Annotated in this window: 19 protein-coding genes; 7 read left to right on the forward strand and 12 right to left on the reverse strand. The window is 46.9% G+C overall.

The features are described from left to right. Nucleotide 1 precedes the first annotated feature (1 nt). A complete protein-coding gene (locus HGH90_RS29775; RefSeq protein WP_168764658.1) occupies nt 2–337 on the reverse strand; it encodes a winged helix-turn-helix transcriptional regulator in 336 nt (111 codons plus the stop codon). Nucleotides 338–424: 87 nt separating this feature from the next. Here HGH90_RS29775 and HGH90_RS29780 point away from each other — a divergent pair, with 87 nt between their 5' ends. Further along, nucleotides 425–1162 (forward strand): SDR family NAD(P)-dependent oxidoreductase, encoded by a 738-nt coding sequence (locus HGH90_RS29780; RefSeq protein ID WP_168764659.1) that lies wholly within the window; start codon nt 425–427, stop codon nt 1160–1162. Nucleotides 1163–1208: 46 nt separating this feature from the next. On the opposite strand, the gene HGH90_RS29785 is transcribed toward HGH90_RS29780, so the two are convergent. The 6 genes from HGH90_RS29785 to HGH90_RS29810 all read right to left on the reverse strand — a co-directional run bounded on the left by HGH90_RS29785 (nt 1209) and on the right by HGH90_RS29810 (nt 5519). Further along, complete coding sequence (locus tag HGH90_RS29785; RefSeq protein WP_169192620.1) at nt 1209–1361, reverse strand: hypothetical protein; 153 nt, start codon at nt 1359–1361, stop codon at nt 1209–1211. Nucleotides 1362–1437: 76 nt separating this feature from the next. Beyond that, complete coding sequence (locus HGH90_RS29790; RefSeq protein WP_211172709.1) at nt 1438–2106, reverse strand: hypothetical protein; 669 nt, start codon at nt 2104–2106, stop codon at nt 1438–1440. A 38-nt stretch (nt 2107–2144) separates the two neighbouring features. Beyond that, entirely contained in the window at nt 2145–3575 is a 1431-nt protein-coding gene (locus tag HGH90_RS29795; protein WP_169192621.1) for an MmgE/PrpD family protein, read from the reverse strand. Nucleotides 3576–3609: 34 nt separating this feature from the next. Continuing rightward, entirely contained in the window at nt 3610–4494 is an 885-nt protein-coding gene (locus HGH90_RS29800; RefSeq protein ID WP_248277094.1) for an SDR family oxidoreductase, read from the reverse strand. 45 nt (nt 4495–4539) lie between these two features. Next, complete coding sequence (locus HGH90_RS29805; RefSeq protein WP_169192623.1) at nt 4540–5037, reverse strand: DUF421 domain-containing protein; 498 nt, start codon at nt 5035–5037, stop codon at nt 4540–4542. Next, on the reverse strand, nt 5034–5519 hold the full coding sequence (locus tag HGH90_RS29810) for an inorganic diphosphatase (RefSeq protein WP_169192624.1): 486 nt from the start codon (nt 5517–5519) through the stop codon (nt 5034–5036). The genes HGH90_RS29805 and HGH90_RS29810 overlap by 4 nt, the downstream gene beginning before the upstream one ends. Nucleotides 5520–5779: 260 nt before the next feature. Between HGH90_RS29810 and HGH90_RS29815 the strand changes: the two genes are divergently transcribed. Next, entirely contained in the window at nt 5780–5983 is a 204-nt protein-coding gene (locus HGH90_RS29815) for a CsbD family protein (RefSeq protein ID WP_168764664.1), read from the forward strand. A gap of 5 nt (nt 5984–5988) precedes the next feature. Here HGH90_RS29815 and HGH90_RS29820 read toward each other — a convergent pair whose 3' ends face one another. From HGH90_RS29820 to HGH90_RS29830, 3 genes are all read right to left on the reverse strand, one after another. Then, entirely contained in the window at nt 5989–6138 is a 150-nt protein-coding gene (locus HGH90_RS29820) for a hypothetical protein (RefSeq protein WP_169192625.1), read from the reverse strand. A gap of 8 nt (nt 6139–6146) precedes the next feature. Then, entirely contained in the window at nt 6147–6443 is a 297-nt protein-coding gene (locus HGH90_RS29825; RefSeq protein ID WP_169192626.1) for a response regulator transcription factor, read from the reverse strand. A gap of 146 nt (nt 6444–6589) precedes the next feature. Then, complete coding sequence (locus HGH90_RS29830; protein ID WP_169192627.1) at nt 6590–7321, reverse strand: DUF72 domain-containing protein; 732 nt, start codon at nt 7319–7321, stop codon at nt 6590–6592. Nucleotides 7322–7484: 163 nt separating this feature from the next. Here HGH90_RS29830 and HGH90_RS29835 point away from each other — a divergent pair, with 163 nt between their 5' ends. After that, nucleotides 7485–9638: a GH92 family glycosyl hydrolase gene (locus tag HGH90_RS29835; RefSeq protein ID WP_247679884.1), complete on the forward strand. Its 2154-nt coding sequence runs from the start codon at nt 7485–7487 to the stop codon at nt 9636–9638. A gap of 36 nt (nt 9639–9674) precedes the next feature. Here HGH90_RS29835 and HGH90_RS29840 read toward each other — a convergent pair whose 3' ends face one another. After that, the gene (locus HGH90_RS29840; RefSeq protein WP_168764667.1) at nt 9675–10532 is read right to left on the reverse strand and encodes an MBL fold metallo-hydrolase; all 858 of its coding nucleotides are present in this window, start codon (nt 10530–10532) and stop codon (nt 9675–9677) included. 91 nt (nt 10533–10623) lie between these two features. Between HGH90_RS29840 and HGH90_RS29845 the strand changes: the two genes are divergently transcribed. The 4 genes from HGH90_RS29845 (at nt 10624) to HGH90_RS29860 (ending at nt 14355) form a co-directional block, all read left to right on the forward strand. Then, entirely contained in the window at nt 10624–10965 is a 342-nt protein-coding gene (locus tag HGH90_RS29845) for a winged helix-turn-helix transcriptional regulator (protein WP_168764668.1), read from the forward strand. A gap of 3 nt (nt 10966–10968) precedes the next feature. Continuing rightward, nucleotides 10969–11883 (forward strand): helix-turn-helix domain-containing protein, encoded by a 915-nt coding sequence (locus HGH90_RS29850; RefSeq protein WP_168764669.1) that lies wholly within the window; start codon nt 10969–10971, stop codon nt 11881–11883. Nucleotides 11884–11974: 91 nt separating this feature from the next. Continuing rightward, complete coding sequence (locus HGH90_RS29855; protein ID WP_168764670.1) at nt 11975–12733, forward strand: SDR family NAD(P)-dependent oxidoreductase; 759 nt, start codon at nt 11975–11977, stop codon at nt 12731–12733. Nucleotides 12734–12852: 119 nt separating this feature from the next. Beyond that, nucleotides 12853–14355 (forward strand): glycoside hydrolase family 43 protein, encoded by a 1503-nt coding sequence (locus tag HGH90_RS29860; protein WP_168764671.1) that lies wholly within the window; start codon nt 12853–12855, stop codon nt 14353–14355. A gap of 87 nt (nt 14356–14442) precedes the next feature. Here HGH90_RS29860 and HGH90_RS31885 read toward each other — a convergent pair whose 3' ends face one another. Then, nucleotides 14443–17535 carry a beta strand repeat-containing protein gene (locus HGH90_RS31885; protein WP_248277095.1) on the reverse strand — a complete coding sequence of 1031 codons (3093 nt, stop codon included), beginning with the start codon at nt 17533–17535 and terminating at the stop codon, nt 14443–14445. Between the last annotated feature and the right edge of the window lie 352 nt (nt 17536–17887).

The following is a 17887-nucleotide window of genomic DNA, read 5'->3' on the forward strand; positions in this document are numbered from 1 at the left end:
GCTATTGCTTTTGTATTACTTTTTTCCGGTGATCTCTTCCCCAGTTAATCATTTCCTGGATGATTTTCCCGAAGGTGCGGCAGTAGGGAGTGGGTTCATATTCAACCAATACCGGCGTATCGTTATATACCATGCGGGTAACCAACTTATTCATTTCCATATCTTTGAGTTCTTTGGATAACATCCGAGTGGTAATGCCGGGAATGCTCCGTTCTATTTCCCGGAAACGCCTGTTGCCATTACAAAGGGAGTTGATAACCGGTACCCGCCATTTACCGCCGATAAAGTAAAGCGTGTCCTGCAAAGCCCGTAATTCTTCCGCCTGATCTCTTTCCATTGTCTGAAATTTAAACTGGTATACTCCAGTATACTGGTAACAAAAGTATATCATCCCCCTGATATCTTTGTGTAAAATTTTTAAGCCATGAATTTAAGTAACAAAGTGGCGGTAGTAACCGGTGGTAATAGCGGCATTGGTTATGCTACTGCAAAGGAATTGATCAGCCAGGGGGCCAGGGTTATCATCACCGGCAGGCGAAAAGAAGCTATCGATCAGGCAGCACAGGAATTAGGGGCCATTCCATTTGTGGCCGACCAATCAAAACTGGAAGACATCCATACATTATACGAGGCGGTGCGGGATCAGTTTGGTCAGGTCGATATCCTGTTTATTAATGCTGGTATTACAGGAGAAAACACACTGATAGCCGAAGCCAGCGAAGCAAACTTCGACAGCGTGATGGATATTAATTTCAAGGGCGCCTATTTCACCTTGAGCAAATTTACGCCCCTGCTGAAAGACGGCGCATCGGTAGTCTTCCTCTCTTCTATTGTGGCCTCCACGCATCAGCCCAAAAGTTCTGTTTACCAGGCCAGCAAGGCAGCGGTGAATTCTGTTGCCAAAACAGCTGCCGCGGAACTGGCCCCCCGTAAGATCAGGGTTAATATAGTAAGTCCCGGTCCGACGAAGACAGCAGTTTTAAACAAACTAAATGATGATGCCACCGCCCAGCATATTTGGGATCATCTCAGCACGCTGGTACCGCTGAAGAAAGTGGGTATCCCGGAAGACGTGGCAAAACTGGTGGCATACCTGTGCCAGGACGCTGCCTCATTTATCACGGGAGCTGATTTTGTGATCGATGGCGGCATCACCATATGAGATAAGCCTAACTAAAAGTCCCGCCGGGCTCCTCCCGGCGGGACTTTTAGTTAGCTATAGCAGCTGAAACTGCTGCATGCTCATTTCTCTTCCCAGCTTCATAGCTACACCATTGATTATTGCTGGCGGCTTCGGCATTATTAACTTCACTGCTCCGGATTTCGCTGAGTTCCCGGTCCATATCCGCTACTTTTTCCAAGCTGAAAAATAACTCCCATACTGTTACGCTTTTTCTCGGCAGTGAGTATCACATTCCGCAAATACGCCGGCGCTGCTTATTTAGCCTGCTTCTGCATCGCTGCATCAATCTGCTCGCCTACCAGCGAAGAAAGATCATCTTCTACCCGGTCAATTTTCCACCCTTTGCTAAGGCGTTTAATAACACCCCAATAATGGTCGTTGAGCATTACTTCCGCTTCCCGGCATACGCCTGCTTCGCAGGTAGCCATTACCGGTTGCGCTTCTCCTTTATACAACGCTCCCTGCCAGGTAAACTTTAACGGTATGGATGGCTGTTCCAATTGGATAATCACGTCTTTAAGAAACTTGATCAACCGCTTGCGCTGGGTACCTCCCTTAACATTCCAACCCGGCGCCCCAGCCCGGTGGTGCGCTATCTTAAACTTAAATCCTCTCATGTCGGTAGTATAATCATTGGCATTCAGCTTTTCTACATACTGGTGCGCCAATATGTACCAATGGTAGCCGGTGCCCACCGGCACACCGCTATATTCGGGCGCTTTACCGCGTCGTCGCTTTGTTACTGCATAAGAAATCTCCCACAGGTCCGGAGTGATCTTGGTTTCTTTCCAGTCGCCCGCATCATAATCCCAGTGATGACTCCGGCCTACCTGCATGCCGGTATACTGTTTTCCGTTAAATAGCTTCCGGCTATCATAACCAGGCTTCCTGCCGGCTGTTGCCTTACGTTTCCTCGTTTGCATACGCATCGTATTATAAGTGATCAACAGCTTCACCACAACTATCCTGCTACACTTTCTTCCAGGTGGAGCAATTCTACCAGGTCTGAAGCCTCCCTGTGCTCCAAGTCGCGTACTACGTCTATCACCTGTTGCTGCCTGCCTCGAGATAAGATACCGTTGGTTAACTTCCTGAACTTGTTTTCTACATCTTCCCACGAAAACGGGCGGGTATAAAATCCGTGGTAATCTTCCTTTTCCTTGACCAGTACTTGTCCGCCCTGCAAATGGATCGTTACTTTTGCCTTTAATTTGCCGGGATATGCCCGGGTGTAGGGGTCCAGCAGCGCCGCCAGTTCCACAGGCTTATGGATATTAAATCCCGTACCAGCATATACTTTCTTCAGCAGCTGCTGTACATCGTCCCTATTGATACGCTTGGGCTCAAATTGGGCAGGATATAATTCTTTATCCAGGAGCAATGCGGCCACTGTATAAAATAGGCTGTGATCTGCCTGCTCTTTGGAATACACCTCTTTCCGGTCGCCATAGGCGCCGGAACCAATAATATGAAAGGCCGTCAGGAAAGTCCGGATATCGATCCTTTCGATCGTAGCCGGATTGATGTCATATTGTTTCCTTAAATCGTCTACCGCTTCCAGGGTAGGCTGTGCATGCACTTCCGCATTATATCTCTTCAATATACATTTAGACAGCAAAGAGAAATCTTCCCTGGACCAGTCGTAGTCCAGTTTCATGTTAAACACTTCATCCAGTCCTTTAGGGCCTTCGAAAATGGCAATAGGGCCCGTTAGGCCCTCACGGGCCAGCAGCACGATGTTTATGCAGTTCATGGCGTCAAAAGAAGACACAAATCCCTTCCATTCGTAAGTGTACGCCGCCCGGCTGACCACGGTGGGACTGATAGACGATCCGGTAATACCGAGGGCATGCGCCGTTTGTTTTTCGGTGAGGCCCAGCATGCGCGACAGGGCTGCTGTCAGCGAATAACCCAGTAGTAACGTGTGGTCTATTCCTTTCTGCATGACAGGAATTTCTTCAATCAGCCGGCACTGCACCTGGTACGCAATGGCCATTGCGGCAAGAAACTCCCTTCCGCTGACAGGATGCAGTTGGGCGGCTGCTAACAATCCCCCGATATTATCACTGGGATGGCAGGTAGCTTCCTTTCCGATATAATTATCCATAAAATCGGGAACACGTATCAGCGCGGTGTAGAGCTGGGCGGCTCTGTCGGCTGCCAGGTGAAAGCCGTAGGGAGAAACACAATCTCCTCCTCCATCCGATAACACCCGTAGTTGCCGTACCAGCTTATACAACGTTACCCTGCTGGTAGCGAAGAAAAAGGAACCTAAAGCGTCCAGCAGGTGACGTTTGAGTTGTGCGATATCTGCTTTCCTGATGCTGTCGTAACTGGCATTCAGCGCAAACGCTGCTATCTGGTAGTTCTGCAAATCCGTTTCTTTTTTCATATAGGCGTTTTCGTTATCATTTATTCCGGTTATCCTACATAGCTACCTTTCCCCCGGTTATCGGAAGAGTAGCGCCGGCGATATAGCTAGCCTCTTCAGATGCCAGGAATACATATGCTGGCGCAATCTCTGCCGGCTGGGCAGGCCGTTTCATAGGACTTTCGCTGCCAAAGTTCTCTGGCTCCGGCATGGTGGATGGTATCAGGGGCGTCCATACCGGCCCCGGTGCTACGGCATTTACGCGGATGCCTTTCCCTTGCTCCAGCAGCATTTGGGCTAGGTTAGCCGTAAAGTTCTGGATGGCGCCTTTGGTGGCGGCGTAATCGAGCAATACTGCATTAGGATGATAAGAGTTTACAGAGGCCGTATTGATAATGGAGCTGCCGGGCCACATATGCGGTACCGCCAGCTGGCAAAGCAGAAACATACTGCGGATGTTGGTATCGAAAGTCCGGTCCCATTCCTCTGCAGTAATTTCTTCCAGGGTTTTATGCGCCATCTGGAAGGCAGCATTATTTACGAGTATATCAATTTGCCCGAACTCCTGTACCGCCTGGTCGATTAACTGACTACAGTATTTTTCATCACGGACATCTCCCTTCGATAAAATAGCCCTCTGCCCTGCATCTTCCACCCACTGCGCCGTTTGCCTGGCATCGAGTTCTTCAAAATCGTATCCATAACTGATCATTACGTCGGCGCCTTCCCGGGCGTAGGCGATAGCGATGGCGCGACCTATTCCTGAATCACCGCCGGTAATAATAGCCTTGGCACCTGCCAGCCGCCCTGAGCCAATATAGCTGTCTATACCATGGTCAGCCAACGGCTTCATGACGGCATCTGTACCAGGTACCGGCTGATGCTGCCGCGGAAATGGAGGAGCAGCGTACTTGTTGTGAGGATTTTCAAATATTTTCATGGTCATTCTATTTTCAATCTTGAATTATAAACAAGCTTGCATTCGTCACTTATCAGATGCCAGTATGAAGCTGATCCTACCATTTGTTTCTAAAAATGCCTGTCTGATGTTGTCCAATTTTTCGCTCTTGGTCTCTAGCCTCAGGCTCTCTTTCAAATCTTCCAGGCTTAAAGAAGCTACCCTCATGTTTTCCCAAAGCACCTGGCCATTGTCGTACAGCAGTAAAGGTTTTCCACATACCCATCCGGCTATCAGCGTACTCTTGGCCACCATCCAGGCTAATATCCTGCTGATCAATACCATTACGGTGGCGGCAACAACAGTGGAAAAATAGGGAGAGGCCCCTACGATTCCCCTGGCGAGCACAGAGCCCATAGAAATGATGATAATCGTATCAAATGTGGATCGCTTCGCAATCACACGCGTACCACCCAGCCGTATTAAGATTAGTGAGATAATAAATGTTACTGCCGACCGGGCGCCCATTTGAAGCATCGTAAGCTGCTCCCCTGTTCCAAATATGGTATCAACCATGTTCATCATCTTATCCTATTGATTTTACGTAAAGCCTCTTTAGCGTCTACAAACGCGATGAAGCGAAATTTCTTTCCATCTATCTCGTTGTAGTTAACAAAAAAATCCACGAGTTCTTTAAGCTCATCCTGCTCCAGTCCCACGCCATCGAAAGGATTTCTTTTATGCCCGTTGACCACTGGTGTGAATAGGTAGCGGTCATTTCTGACTACCGTTCCATCCCGCTCCCGTTGCTCAGCCTTGATAGCGCCCAGGAGCTTACATTCTATTACGCAGCCGGGAAATGTTTTTACATCTGATAGCACAAAAGCGTCGAGCGGATCACCGTCTTCGCCTCGTGTGCCGGGGATAAAACCGTAGTCAAACGGAAAAAACATTCCCATCGGCAGTATTTTCTTTAACAGGAAGCGGTTATTTTTTGGGTCATAATCAAACTTCTCACGGCTGCCTTTAGGCGACTCTATTGTTACAAAAATGGATTTCTTCGACATATATTTCTTTGTTATCGGGAAAACAGCATTTAAAATGGTTATGTAATACAGAGCGATATCCAAAGTTCATGCCTCCGGCCAGCGGCCATTACAGCCATGCCACAGTGCGCCATAACGTAGCGTTACTACCAACAAGTGCTGATATAATTCTACGAGCACATACATAAGATAATTGAGAAACGCTTCCCGCGAGGGCAGTTTCCCGGTTGGTTTATTATTTGAGATACTCCGCCATTATCTCATCATCAAAATATTTAACCATGACACAGGAAAACAACAGCCTATCATTAAGATTAAAAGGCAACTGGAATGAGCTTAAAGGAAAAATAAAACAACAATATGCAGATCTAACGGATGATGACCTGCTCTATGTTGAAGGAAAAGAAGATGAGCTATTAGGCCGTCTGCAACAGAAAACAGGAAAAACAAAAGAAGAAGTAAAATCCTGGATCGATACTTTGTAAGAATGTTACAGCCCCGTCTGCCGGCAGAGATTCGCCAGGCGGGGCTTATACTGATCATAGCTTTTCCCGCACAGGAGCAGGATATTGCTGACAGTAAGTATACTCTCCTCCAGGCTGCAACCTTTAACGAAATACCCGGTGGCGCCAGCTTTCATACAGCGTTTTATTTCAGTATGACTCCCCCTGTGCTCAACACGATTTTAAACAGACGGTCGTACCGCTCTTCCTTCGCCAGTCGCTCCAATACTTCTGCGCCTGTCAGCAAGGGCATATTGAAATCTATTAGCAGCAAATCCGGCAGCGTGTCGTCTGGCAATCGCTCCAGACAGGCTAAGGCCTCCATTCCATTTGTGAGGGTATGCACTATTATAGCCGGGCACAAACTTTGAATAATAGCAGACGTAAGATCAAGATCATCTATATCATCATCTACCAACAATACGTCGAAATGTTCCTCCATGGGCTACAACTTTTAATGGTACACAAGTAATCGTAAATAAAGTAAACAACTCAACCAGGGTCAATTGTTCAATTTGCTTACAAAAATCTCATCAATTATAACGATTACCTATATACGAATATTATTTATAGCAAACAGGAGCCTTGCTATTCCATCAGCTGTTTCATTTTTGCGGCATTGGCAGCTGCATAACCGGATTGATCATTATCAAAATAGCAATAAACATCTCTGCCTTCATTATTCCAGTCTTCACATTGCTTCGCCCATTTCCGTAACGTCGGCAACCGGTAACTACCCTGGTATTTGGCACCGGGGCCGTGTAAACGAATATATACCCAGTTGGCCGTTATGGTGATGGGCGACAAATGTCCATTCAACTGGTATATACAGAAAGCACAGTTATATTGCTTTAATAGTTCGTACACCGCCGTATCATACCAGGTATGATCCCTGAACTCAAATGTGTAGCGAAACTTAGGCGGCAACAATTCCAGGAAGGCCGACAGCCGCTCCGTGTTTATCCTCCACCTTGGCGGAAACTGCCATAATATAGGCCCCATCTTTTCTTCCAGGTTACCTGCGTTGGAGAGGAAGGTATTTACTGCCTCCCTATCGACATGCAGCTTTTTTAAATGCGTGATATACCTGCTTCCCTTGACCGCAAAGATGAATCCTGCAGGCGTTTTCTTTCTCCAGTTACTAAATGTTTCGGCGGGAGGTAGATGGTAAAAGGAATTATTCAACTCCACCGTCGCGAAGTGCTTCGTATAATAAGCCAGCTCCGCGCTGTCTGCTATCTCTTCCGGATAAAAATTTCCTTTCCAATGCTGGTAGTGCCAGCCGGAAGTACCGATGTATGTTTTACCTTTTTTTATCATGACAGCTATAATATCCTTACCTGTCAGCTACTCAATAATTACACCATGATGGCTGTCGATTGTACACGCAAAATATCACTGTTGTAAACCCTTCATATAAAATACTGGCATTTTTGCTTTTGAATGTATACTTTACTGCCCGTTATTAACTATTCCATCAGATATGAAACACAAGCATAAGCATTCCTTCATGGTATGGCTGATTGCCCTGCTTGCCACCATTAGCGCAGGCACCGCAAATAGCCAATCCCACACAGACTACACCAAATATGTGAACCCATTTATTGGTACCGCTCCTTTAACTGATCCTAAAATACTGGGATATGAATTGCCGAAAGGCTGGAGATCTTGGGCAGGGTTGGTATTTCCCGGCAGCTCGCTCCCTAATGCCATGGTGCAGTTGAGTCCCATTACGGAATATGGCTCCGGGGCGGGCTATGAATATGAAGACAATACTATCTACGGATTTACCCACACCAACAAGGGACATTGGAACCTGTGCAATATTCCCCTGCTGCCGGTATCCAACCCCGGTGAAAAATTCGGCTCTCACTTCTCTCATCAGAAAGAAAGCGCTTCTCCTGGCTTCTACCAGGTATACCTGGAAGACTATAAAGTTAATGTAAGCCTGACCAGCACGCTGCGATGCGGCTATCACCGCTACGAATATGAGCAATCCACCGACCGGCAGATATTGTTCGACCTGGCCAAAGCCAACAACAGGGTAAGCAGCTGGACGATTGAACAGGACGGCAACCGTGCCATACAAGGTTACCAGGAAGTGGGAGAAGGAAAGATTTATTTCTACGCCACACTAAATAATGATATTTCCCGGCTCGACAAGCAGTCTACTTACGCCCTATTGCATATCAGCGACAATAATAAAGGACCGGTAGAAGTAAAAATTGCCTTGTCGTTTGTCAGCACTGCCAACGCCAAAGAAAACCTGGCGCAGGAAATCGGGAATCAATCTTTTGACGCTATACGTGCCGCCGCTCATGATACCTGGGAAAGTACCCTATCGAAAATACAGGTGAAAGGCGGTACCGAAAAAGAAAGGCAGCTGTTTTATTCTTCCCTGTACAGATCCCTGCTGTGGCCAGTATTACGCAGTGATGTAAACGGTGAGTACACAGATGCCAAACACCAGGTGATCAAAGCAGACTTCCGCTATTATACAGTGCCCTCGCTCTGGGATACCTATCGCAACAAAGATGTGCTATTAGGATTAATTTCTCCACAGGTAACACTGGATGTCATTAAATCGATGAAGGACATCGGCGACAAAACAGGTTTTATTCCCACCTTTTTCCATGGCGACCATGCCGCGTCTTCCATTACTGGCGCCTACCTGAGAGGAATCGACAATTTTGATGTACGCGGAACCTACCAGCTGCTGCTGAGGAATGCCAACATAGCAGGCGGTACCCGCCCTTTTATTACAGAGTATATCCAGAAGGGTTATATTTCTGATCCGGACGTTAAAAATCCCCATGTGGAAACGAAAGGGAAAGCCGGTGTATCTAAAACCCTGGAGTATGCGTACGACGACTATTCACTGGCCCAGCTGGCACAGCGACTCGGTGATACAGCCAATTACCGTATCCTGATGGCGCGCTCTAAAAATTACCGGAATGTATTTGACCGCAGCATCCGGTTTATGAGAGGACGGCTGGACAATGGCGACTGGATCGCGCCGTTCAACCCGCAATATCCTTACTACGAGTATATGTTCAGGGAAGCCAATGCCTGGCAGGTATCTTTTTATGCGCCACACGACATGAAGGGCCTGGTGGACCTCTACGGCGGCCCTAAGCCCTTTGAAGCCAAGCTGGATTCGCTGTTCACCGTACCCTGGAATCCTTCCTACATTGCACGCAATGTAGAGACCATGGTAGGGCAGTATTGTCATGGCAACCAGCCGGACCACGAAGCGCCTTTTGCCTATTATTTCATCAATAAGCCGGAGAAATCACAAAAGATGATTGATTATATACTGGGTCATTTATATGGCATTGGCGACGACGGACTGGCGCTCTGCGGAATGGATGATGCCGGGGAAATGTCGTCGTGGTATGTGTTCAGCGCCCTGGGTCTGTATCCATTTTCTGCTACCGATCCTAAGTACCTGGTTACCGTACCGGTGTTTGATGAAATAAGCTGGACGACGAGTAACGGGAAACAGCTCACTATCTGCAAACCCGGTGCCGGCAGAAACCTGAAAGCCATCAAAGTAAACGGAAAGGCGTTGAAAGGATACTTTGTATCGCACGACTTGTTTAAGCAAGGCGGCACTATTGAGGTGCTGACGAAATAAAGAGTTGATTACAGGCGCCCGACGGGCGCCTGTTTTTTACTGTGGTTTCCATACAAATCCGTCGCCTGCTTGTATCACCTTCCCAAACCCTGGCGCCGGTAAATGATAACCAAATACCAGCTGCCCCTTATTAGCCAGCTCCCGCAACGTGGCCTGGCGTGCCCGGGCCGCCTGTTCAAAATCGATATCGAAAATAGTTCCCCACTCCGGATGACGAAACAACAACTCATCCTCGTGGCAGGTATCCGCCATATGAATAAACTGTTCTTCGCCGGTGTTAATGGCAAACAAGGTATGCCCGGGTGTATGCCCCGCTGCGGCGATGGGTTGTATTCCTTCCAACAGGGCATCAGTGCTATTAAACAACTGCAACCGGCTGTTCAGTAACGCTAATATGCCTTTGATATGCTGCTGCATTTGCAGCAACGCCGCGGGGGCATTTTTACTCTTTGAAAAATCGGGACTGTCTGACATCCAGAAATCATATTCGGCCTGTGATAAATGTATGCGGGCATCCGGAAACATCAGTCGCTCTCCGATACCTACGAGCCCATTGATATGATCGGGATGTGCATGGGTCAATATAATATCCGTAATAGATTCGGGGGTAATGCCGGCGGCATGTAAATAATACCGGAGCAGGCCGGCTTCGGGAGCAGTGTAATCTCCATTTCCCGCATCAAACATCACCACCCGGTTGTTGAAACGAAGTACCAGGATATTATGTGGTAAGATAAAATGACGGAGGTTATTGCCCAATAACGCCCGCGGAAAACCCGGTGCAAAACAGCGGTCTTCGTATATGACGTCCCCGTCTGTAACGGAAAAAATTTCCATTTTCCCTGATCTGAAGGCAGTAAATCCGGCCGGATGATTCATTGTGAGTAGTAGCATAGCATTTAGTAAATTTGTCGCAAATACCCTCTTTTCGGTTAAATGAGCCCAATAGTCCGGCTTTATGGGCTTAGGCTAAAATTTTAGACTAATGACGAAGGCAAGTGTTAGAAAGAACAGGTACTTTAACCCGACCAACTGCGCGGTGACCTACTGTATGAACATCATTGGTGGCAAATGGAAGCCGGTGATTATACATCTCATCCGTAATGATACCAACCGGTACAGCTTAATGCAAAAAGCCATGCCGGAGGCCAGTAAACAAACGCTGACCAATCAATTGCGGGAGCTGGAAGCAGATGGCGTTATTGAAAGGATAGTGTTTGCAGAAACACCGCCCCGTGTGGAATACAAGATGACCGACCTGGGCAAAACCCTGTTGCCTATTATTGATGCTATGAGAACATGGGGTAAAGACTACGTAAACCGATAACGGATGGCGAAAGAGCAACCAAGGGCGCTGAAAGATTTTTATGCCGACCAGGATGAGCAATCACTTGTTGCTGCTGGAGAGTCTACGCATTTCAACATTTTTAATATTTCCGAAACGCTGCAACGCTACCGTACAGATAAGATCATGCCCTATAACCGGCGTACCTATTATAAGATTAGCCTGATACAGGGAAAAAACATGGTAGAATATGCAGACCGGGTGATCAAGGTGAGTACCAATGCCTTGCTCTTTGCCACGCCCAAAATACCTTACCGGTGGGTGCCGGAGGCGCCCGATCAATCGGGCTACTTCTGCGTATTTACGGCAGATTTTCTGTCCCCCCGGCAAACCGGATTATTCCTGGATGCCTTGCCCATCTTTAGTCCCGGCGCCTATCCCGTCTTTGAAATAGGCGATCGCGAGGTAGCAGATATACAGCGTATTTTTACACATATGCAGCAAGAGCTGGCATCCTCTTATGCTTACAAATATGATTTGATCAGGGCTTACCTGATGGAACTTATTTTGTTGGGCCAAAAGCTACACCCTGCTCCGCCCCTATTGTCGCATCATAACGCCGCGGAGCGTATTACCCTGTTGTTTATTGAACTGCTGGAAAGACAGTTTCCGTTGACGGATATACGCCAGCAAATAGAGCTTACATCGCCCAAAGGCTATGCAGACCGGCTTTCTATTCATGTTAACTATCTCAATAAAGCCCTGAAGGAAACCAGGGGGCAGACTACATCCGCCGTGATCGCCACGCGTATCCTGGAGGAAGCCAAAATATTACTGAAACATACTACCTGGAATATCTCTGAAATAGCCTGGTGTCTTGGCTTCGATGAGGTGGCCCATTTCTCCAATTTCTTTAAAAAATATACACAGTTGTCGCCCCAGCAATTCAGGGCAGCATAAACTGTTTTGATTTTTGCAAATATTGGTTTGATATCCGTAAACCGGTTCCTGATCCACAGTCTACCTTTGTTCATCAAAATAAACTACGATCATGGCATCAAACAAAATAGCGTTGGTAACAGGTGGCAGCAGAGGACTGGGCAGCAATACCGTTATTCATTTAGCAAAAAAAGGCATTTCTTCCATTTTTACGTATCATGCCAATAAAGCAGCAGCGGATAAAACAGTAGCTATGGTGTCCAAAGAAGGCGCTACCGCCGTGGCCCTTCCACTTAACACCGGCGACACCGCCTCCTTTGACACTTTTGTAAGCCGTGTAAAAACGGTGTTGACAACCTATGGATGGGAAAACATCAACTACCTGGTCAACAACGCCGGTATTTCTCATCACAACTCCATTGCACAAACAACAGAAGCGGAACTGGACCTGTTATACCAGGTCAACTTCAAAGGTGTATTTTTCCTCACACAAAAGCTGTTGCCACTACTGGCAGATGGGGGTAGCATTGTAAACATTTCTTCCGGTTTAACCCGCGTGAGCGTACCGGAAAGTGGCCCCTATGCCTCCCTGAAAGGAGCCATCGAAGTACTGACCCGTTACCTCGCCAAAGAGCTGGGACCACGGCGTATTACTGTCAACACCGTAGCGCCAGGCGCCATACAAACCGATTTCAGTGGAGGGGTGGTAAGAGATAACCCCGAAGTAAACAGGATGGTAGCCAGTATGACCGCCCTTGGCCGCGCAGGAGAGCCGGATGACATAGGCCCTATGATCGCCTCCCTGCTAGGCGAGGAAAACCGGTGGGTAAACGGCCAACGTATAGAGGTTGCCGGTGGCATGGTGCTATAGTGAGATGATTCAGTGAATTTATGAGATGTTAACGCCACCGGGGATACCGATGAACTGTTATTTTTGCCGTTTCGCGCAATGGCACAAAAACCGTTACGCAGCTAAAATTTCCGGCAAAGATGAAATCTATCGTTATCATTTTCGCGCTGATGCTCTCCGGCATTATCCCGCTCCTGGCGCAGGAACGCTCAGCCAATATTCCGGGCGACTTCGCAGATCCCTCTATCCTCCGGCAAGGCAACCAATACTATGCTATTGGCACTTCCAGTGAATGGGGGCCGCAATTCCCGATATTCCGTTCCTTGAATCTGCGGCAATGGAAACAAACAGGATTCCTGTTTGATCAGGCGCCTGCCTGGACTGTAGGTTCTTTCTGGGCGCCTGAATATTTCTATCACCATAATACCTACTTCGTTTATTATACCGCCCGGAGAAAGAGCGATGGCGTATCCTGCATCGGCGTAGCCACTTCTGCTCACCCCGATCATGGTTTCAAAGACCATGGTATACTTATCGAATACGGCAGGGAAGCCATCGACGCTTTTGTATTCGATGACAACGGGCAGCTGTACATTACCTGGAAAGCCTATGGGCTCGACAAACGCCCCATTGAAATACTAGGCAGCAAACTCGCCCCCGACGGGCTTTCCCTGGTGGGCCAACCGTTTACCCTGCTCAAAGACAACGAGGGAAAAGGAATGGAAGGACAGAGTATCCTGAAGAAAGGTAACTTTTACTATCTTTTTTATTCCGCCGGCGCCTGTTGCGGCGCTGATTGCAGCTACCATGTAAATGTAGCCCGTTCCACTACCATCACCGGGCCTTATACTGACTATCGCAACAACCCGGTGCTGACCGATGGAGGCAACTGGAAATGCCCCGGTCACGGTACTTTCGTACAAGATACACAAGGCGCTACCTTCTACCTTTACCACGCCTATAATAAGCAGAGCAATGTTTTCACAGGAAGGGAAGGGCTTATATCCGCCCTGTCATGGAATGCGGATCAGTGGCCTGTATTCAGCTCGTCTACCGCGCTGGAGAACCAACCGCCCCTTACAGTATACCATTATGATTTTGCCCACGTCAACAACGACATCTTCTGGCAGTGGGATTTCAGGAATATGCAACCGCTGTACCGTTACAACAACGGGATATTGCATTTATCAGGGAAATATAGTGCACAAAATCCTTCCGGTATTGCACTCACTCTTCGCCCTTACTCTGCTGCCTATGATATCAGCACGGCGGTAGTCAATCACAATCCCGCCGCCAAAGGCCTGGTGGTATATGGCGACGCCGGTGCAGCTGCTGGCATTGCTGTCAGCGGTAATAAAGCAATATTTTGGATATCGAAAGATGGGAAACGCAGGGTGCTTAATGAACAATCAATCACCGACACAAATTCATCAGTATACCTGAAGCTGTCGGTATTTCCCGATTTCACCTGCCGGGTGTACTGGAAACAACAGCAGGACTGGGAAGAGCTTACTCCCGGGAAGCAGCCTTACACTATCAGCTTCCTGCCACCATGGGACAGAAGCCCAAGGCCGGGGTTGAGTTTTATGGGGACGGAGAAAGAGGAGGCGGTGTTTAGTTTTTTTGAGATAAGGTATAGGTAGGAATCAGCGGTTAATACAAGAACAAGAAAGGGAATACTATGAAGTATCCCTTTTCTTGTTTAATTCATGCCTTTTGATATGCTCAGATTAATAAGGTTCCACGATCATCCACTCTACGGAGCCACTCGAAGATACCGCCTCTTTCGTCCAAAAAATGGTAAAGCTGGTTCCTGCTACCCTGGGCCCCAGGCAAGGAGCTGTCATTCCTGCAATAGGAGATGCAGCGGTAACAACTGGTGTTAGAAATATCCTACTATTTGCGGTAACGGCTGTTGTATTAACTGTCACAGATATTACCCCACTGCCGAAACTGGCCACTCCCATAGTAGCGTTGGCGGTGCCTTCTTTCATCTTTATGGCGGTAGTGCTAATTCCTCCTGATGCAGTCAATGCTCCGGTCATATTTGTAGTGCCGGAAACACTTACGGTATTTAAAGTAGTTTGTCCTCCTACATTTAATGCGGTACCAATAACGCCTGCTCCGCTGATATTGAAATTAGAAGATGCTTGTACACTGGTTCCATTTTGAATAAAAGCGCCCGAGTTATCTATTACATATCCAAGAGCATCCGTCGCTAACATCTTAGTATTGGGTAGATTCGTGAATTTATAACCTGTTCCGTCAATATCAAAATACCTCCCGGTAGCCGTGTTACCACCTCCCAACCTCAATGGCGTATAAGCGCCTGCTGTTCTGTCAAAACCATATAGCGCAGCTATGCCACCGCTAAAGCCAAGTTCTGCCGCAGGGCCGGTACCATTCGCAGTATACCAGCCTTTAAACCTTCCCTGACCAACCAATTCCAAGCTGCCCAAACCATCCAATCTGGCAACGGGGGTTGTTCCTCCATACCATTTAAATCCAACCGTATTACTATTTATTGGAACAGAGTTCCAGATATGTGAAGTTTCCACTCCGGTGGCATAATCTACAGCAGCGGTAGATAACGTAGAATAATAAACGAGTTTAGTTCCTGCACTTCTGGTGGTAAAAGTAGGCGCCACTACCCCAAAATTGCTATAATTGATCAAATTGGATGTACCGTTAGTTAACTGGATACCTCCGGCAAAAGAGGCCATACTACCAAATGTGCCATTACCTGTAATATTAAAGTTCGCTGTTTGCGCAGTAGTACCATTTTGTATGTAGTTGCCCGCTCCGGATAGTGGCGCAGCGCCTATATCTAGTAATGTTTGTGCACCAGTTCTATATCTGAGTACTCCACCATTTGATACCAGGAATTTATCTACATCTGTTGCCTCATTGTTAATTATGCCTAATGTTACCTCTCCAGTTGACCTGTTAATGCTTAGTGGGACGTCGATCTGCCCACCGTTATCCGCATATCGTGCAATATTAAAATTACTTCCTACGTTTCCGGTGCCCGTTTCCGTAATACTTTTATGGATGGTCCACCTTGTATTGGGCTGTCCGATTCCTCTTCCGTTATATATCACGAGATCAGCCAGCCCAATTGATGCTGTTGATCTAAAAGTACCAGCGGTTGCCCCTCCGGCAATCCAAAAGCTTGCTCCTGACTGTGCAACCGTTTCTTGATTCTGAATGTAATTCCAGGATCCGGCAGCAGGGGCTGCGGAAATATCTGACGCGAGTAAAGCCCTGGTAGCGGCTCCAGTGATATGTCCGGCACTATTTACAAATAAACGTGACAACACATTTGCACCTGTTAAAGTGGGATCAACTGCGTTTCCCGCCGGGTGCGCATTAGCATCCCATATTTGATAGTAGGTATTTCCTCCATCTAATGAATACCTCGCATAGGTCAATGCTGCCGGAACATCTATAACTCTCGTTGATGTGCCGGATGCAACTCCCATATACGCTGATCCCGCAGCATTGATTGCATAGGTGGCCTTATAGTCAGTTCCACCTATTGTCCTGGTTACATTCAGTCCGTATTGTGTGGTTTGACCAGAAGCCCCCAAATTAATATTGTTGTTGGCTTGGCTTCCATTCAATAATACGGTAGATAAAGGAATATTACCGGGTGCGACATCCTTTGTATGGGCATTTATACTATCTATCATCTGACCCAATATTGGAAATTCATTATTGAGTAATGCACTTTCACCTCTTACCCGGCAATTGAAATTAGCTCCTGCCAACCCTGCTGATTGCTGATCATTAAGACCTAATATCCGGTATCCGGTTTGCGTAAAAAACTCAAGATTATGAAGATCCATATTGATCAAGGTCGTATTGGGATTACCGTTTACATCAACATTTATGATCTTTGAACTATTAGTAACGGGATTGAAAGATAAGTGTAGCCCTTTATCAGTGTTTGACAACGCGTTACCTGTAATCAGCATTTCGTTCGATGTTCGATTACCTACTGTAGTGACATCCTGTAGCGAACCACCTCCCACTGTCATTAATTTCAATTTCAGGTTACCAGCCGCATCAGTTGTTAGCACACTGTCTCCAGCCGCGTTATTTTTATACCTCGTCAGTACGACACTATCGCCAACTTTCGCGGCCCCACTAATCCATAAATTGGCTGCCTGCGCAGCTACCTTTTGGTTAAGAACATACGCCTTATCAGCATAATCCTTAAATAACAGCTCCCTCCACTGGCTCCACTTTGTTTGCGTATCATCCTTTGTGCGTATAAAAGCACCATTAGGCCCTTGCAACTCCCCATTCCAGTTAACAGCGAAATCGAATCCAGTAGTAGCAGTTTTTACCACCAGGCCGTTGTAATAGGTATTTGATCCGGAGCCATTGAATGCCTGCGCCGAAAGTACCGGCATATCCGGTGCACTATAAGCGAAATAACCAATAGGTTTATTGGTATACCACTGTTCCCAACGCATCGTATCTGTTGCAGAAAGCGTTGCAAAATTAGTTGATAACAAATCATAACGGGTATCTGTCCATGGGGACAGCACATTAGACAGGTTAATCGTATCCTGCCCTTGAATCGCCAGCAGACCTAATCCTGGCGAAGTGAATCTCAGTTTCTGAAACTCAGTTCTACCATTGCCTTTGTTGAATAAAAAACCTGGTACCTTTTGAGTACGGTTTTCAAGAATTAATTCGGCGGTGTCGCAGGTATTGTAGATACGTACGCTGTCGGCTTTAATCTGGTACACGTGCTGGGCATGGCAAAACGTACCGATGAATAGTAAAAAAATAATACTAAAAAATGATCTCATAGTATGGGGTGTTAGGACTTTCGTTTTATTTTATTAATGGATGTTCCTTTCCATTCGCGTTAATCGCTATTTCCTGGTATCTTTCAATTGTTTCCTGAGCATTTTCACTTCTTCCTTCAATGTTTTTACTTGCCCATTCATCTCCTGGATTCAGCAGTATCACAGGTGTTATATATACATACACTGTCTGCCTTAATCTGGTAAACTTGTTGGGCGTAACAAAATGAACCAATGAATAGAAAAAAAATGATACAAAAAAATATTTCATAGTAAAAAGGATGTTGTTAGGGCTTTCTTGATACAAATTTGTTAGCCATTATTGTAGTAATATTAATACTTCAAAAATTTCGAT

Source organism: Chitinophaga sp. Ak27 (assembly GCF_012726295.1).
Classification (GTDB): Bacteria; Bacteroidota; Bacteroidia; order Chitinophagales; family Chitinophagaceae; genus Chitinophaga.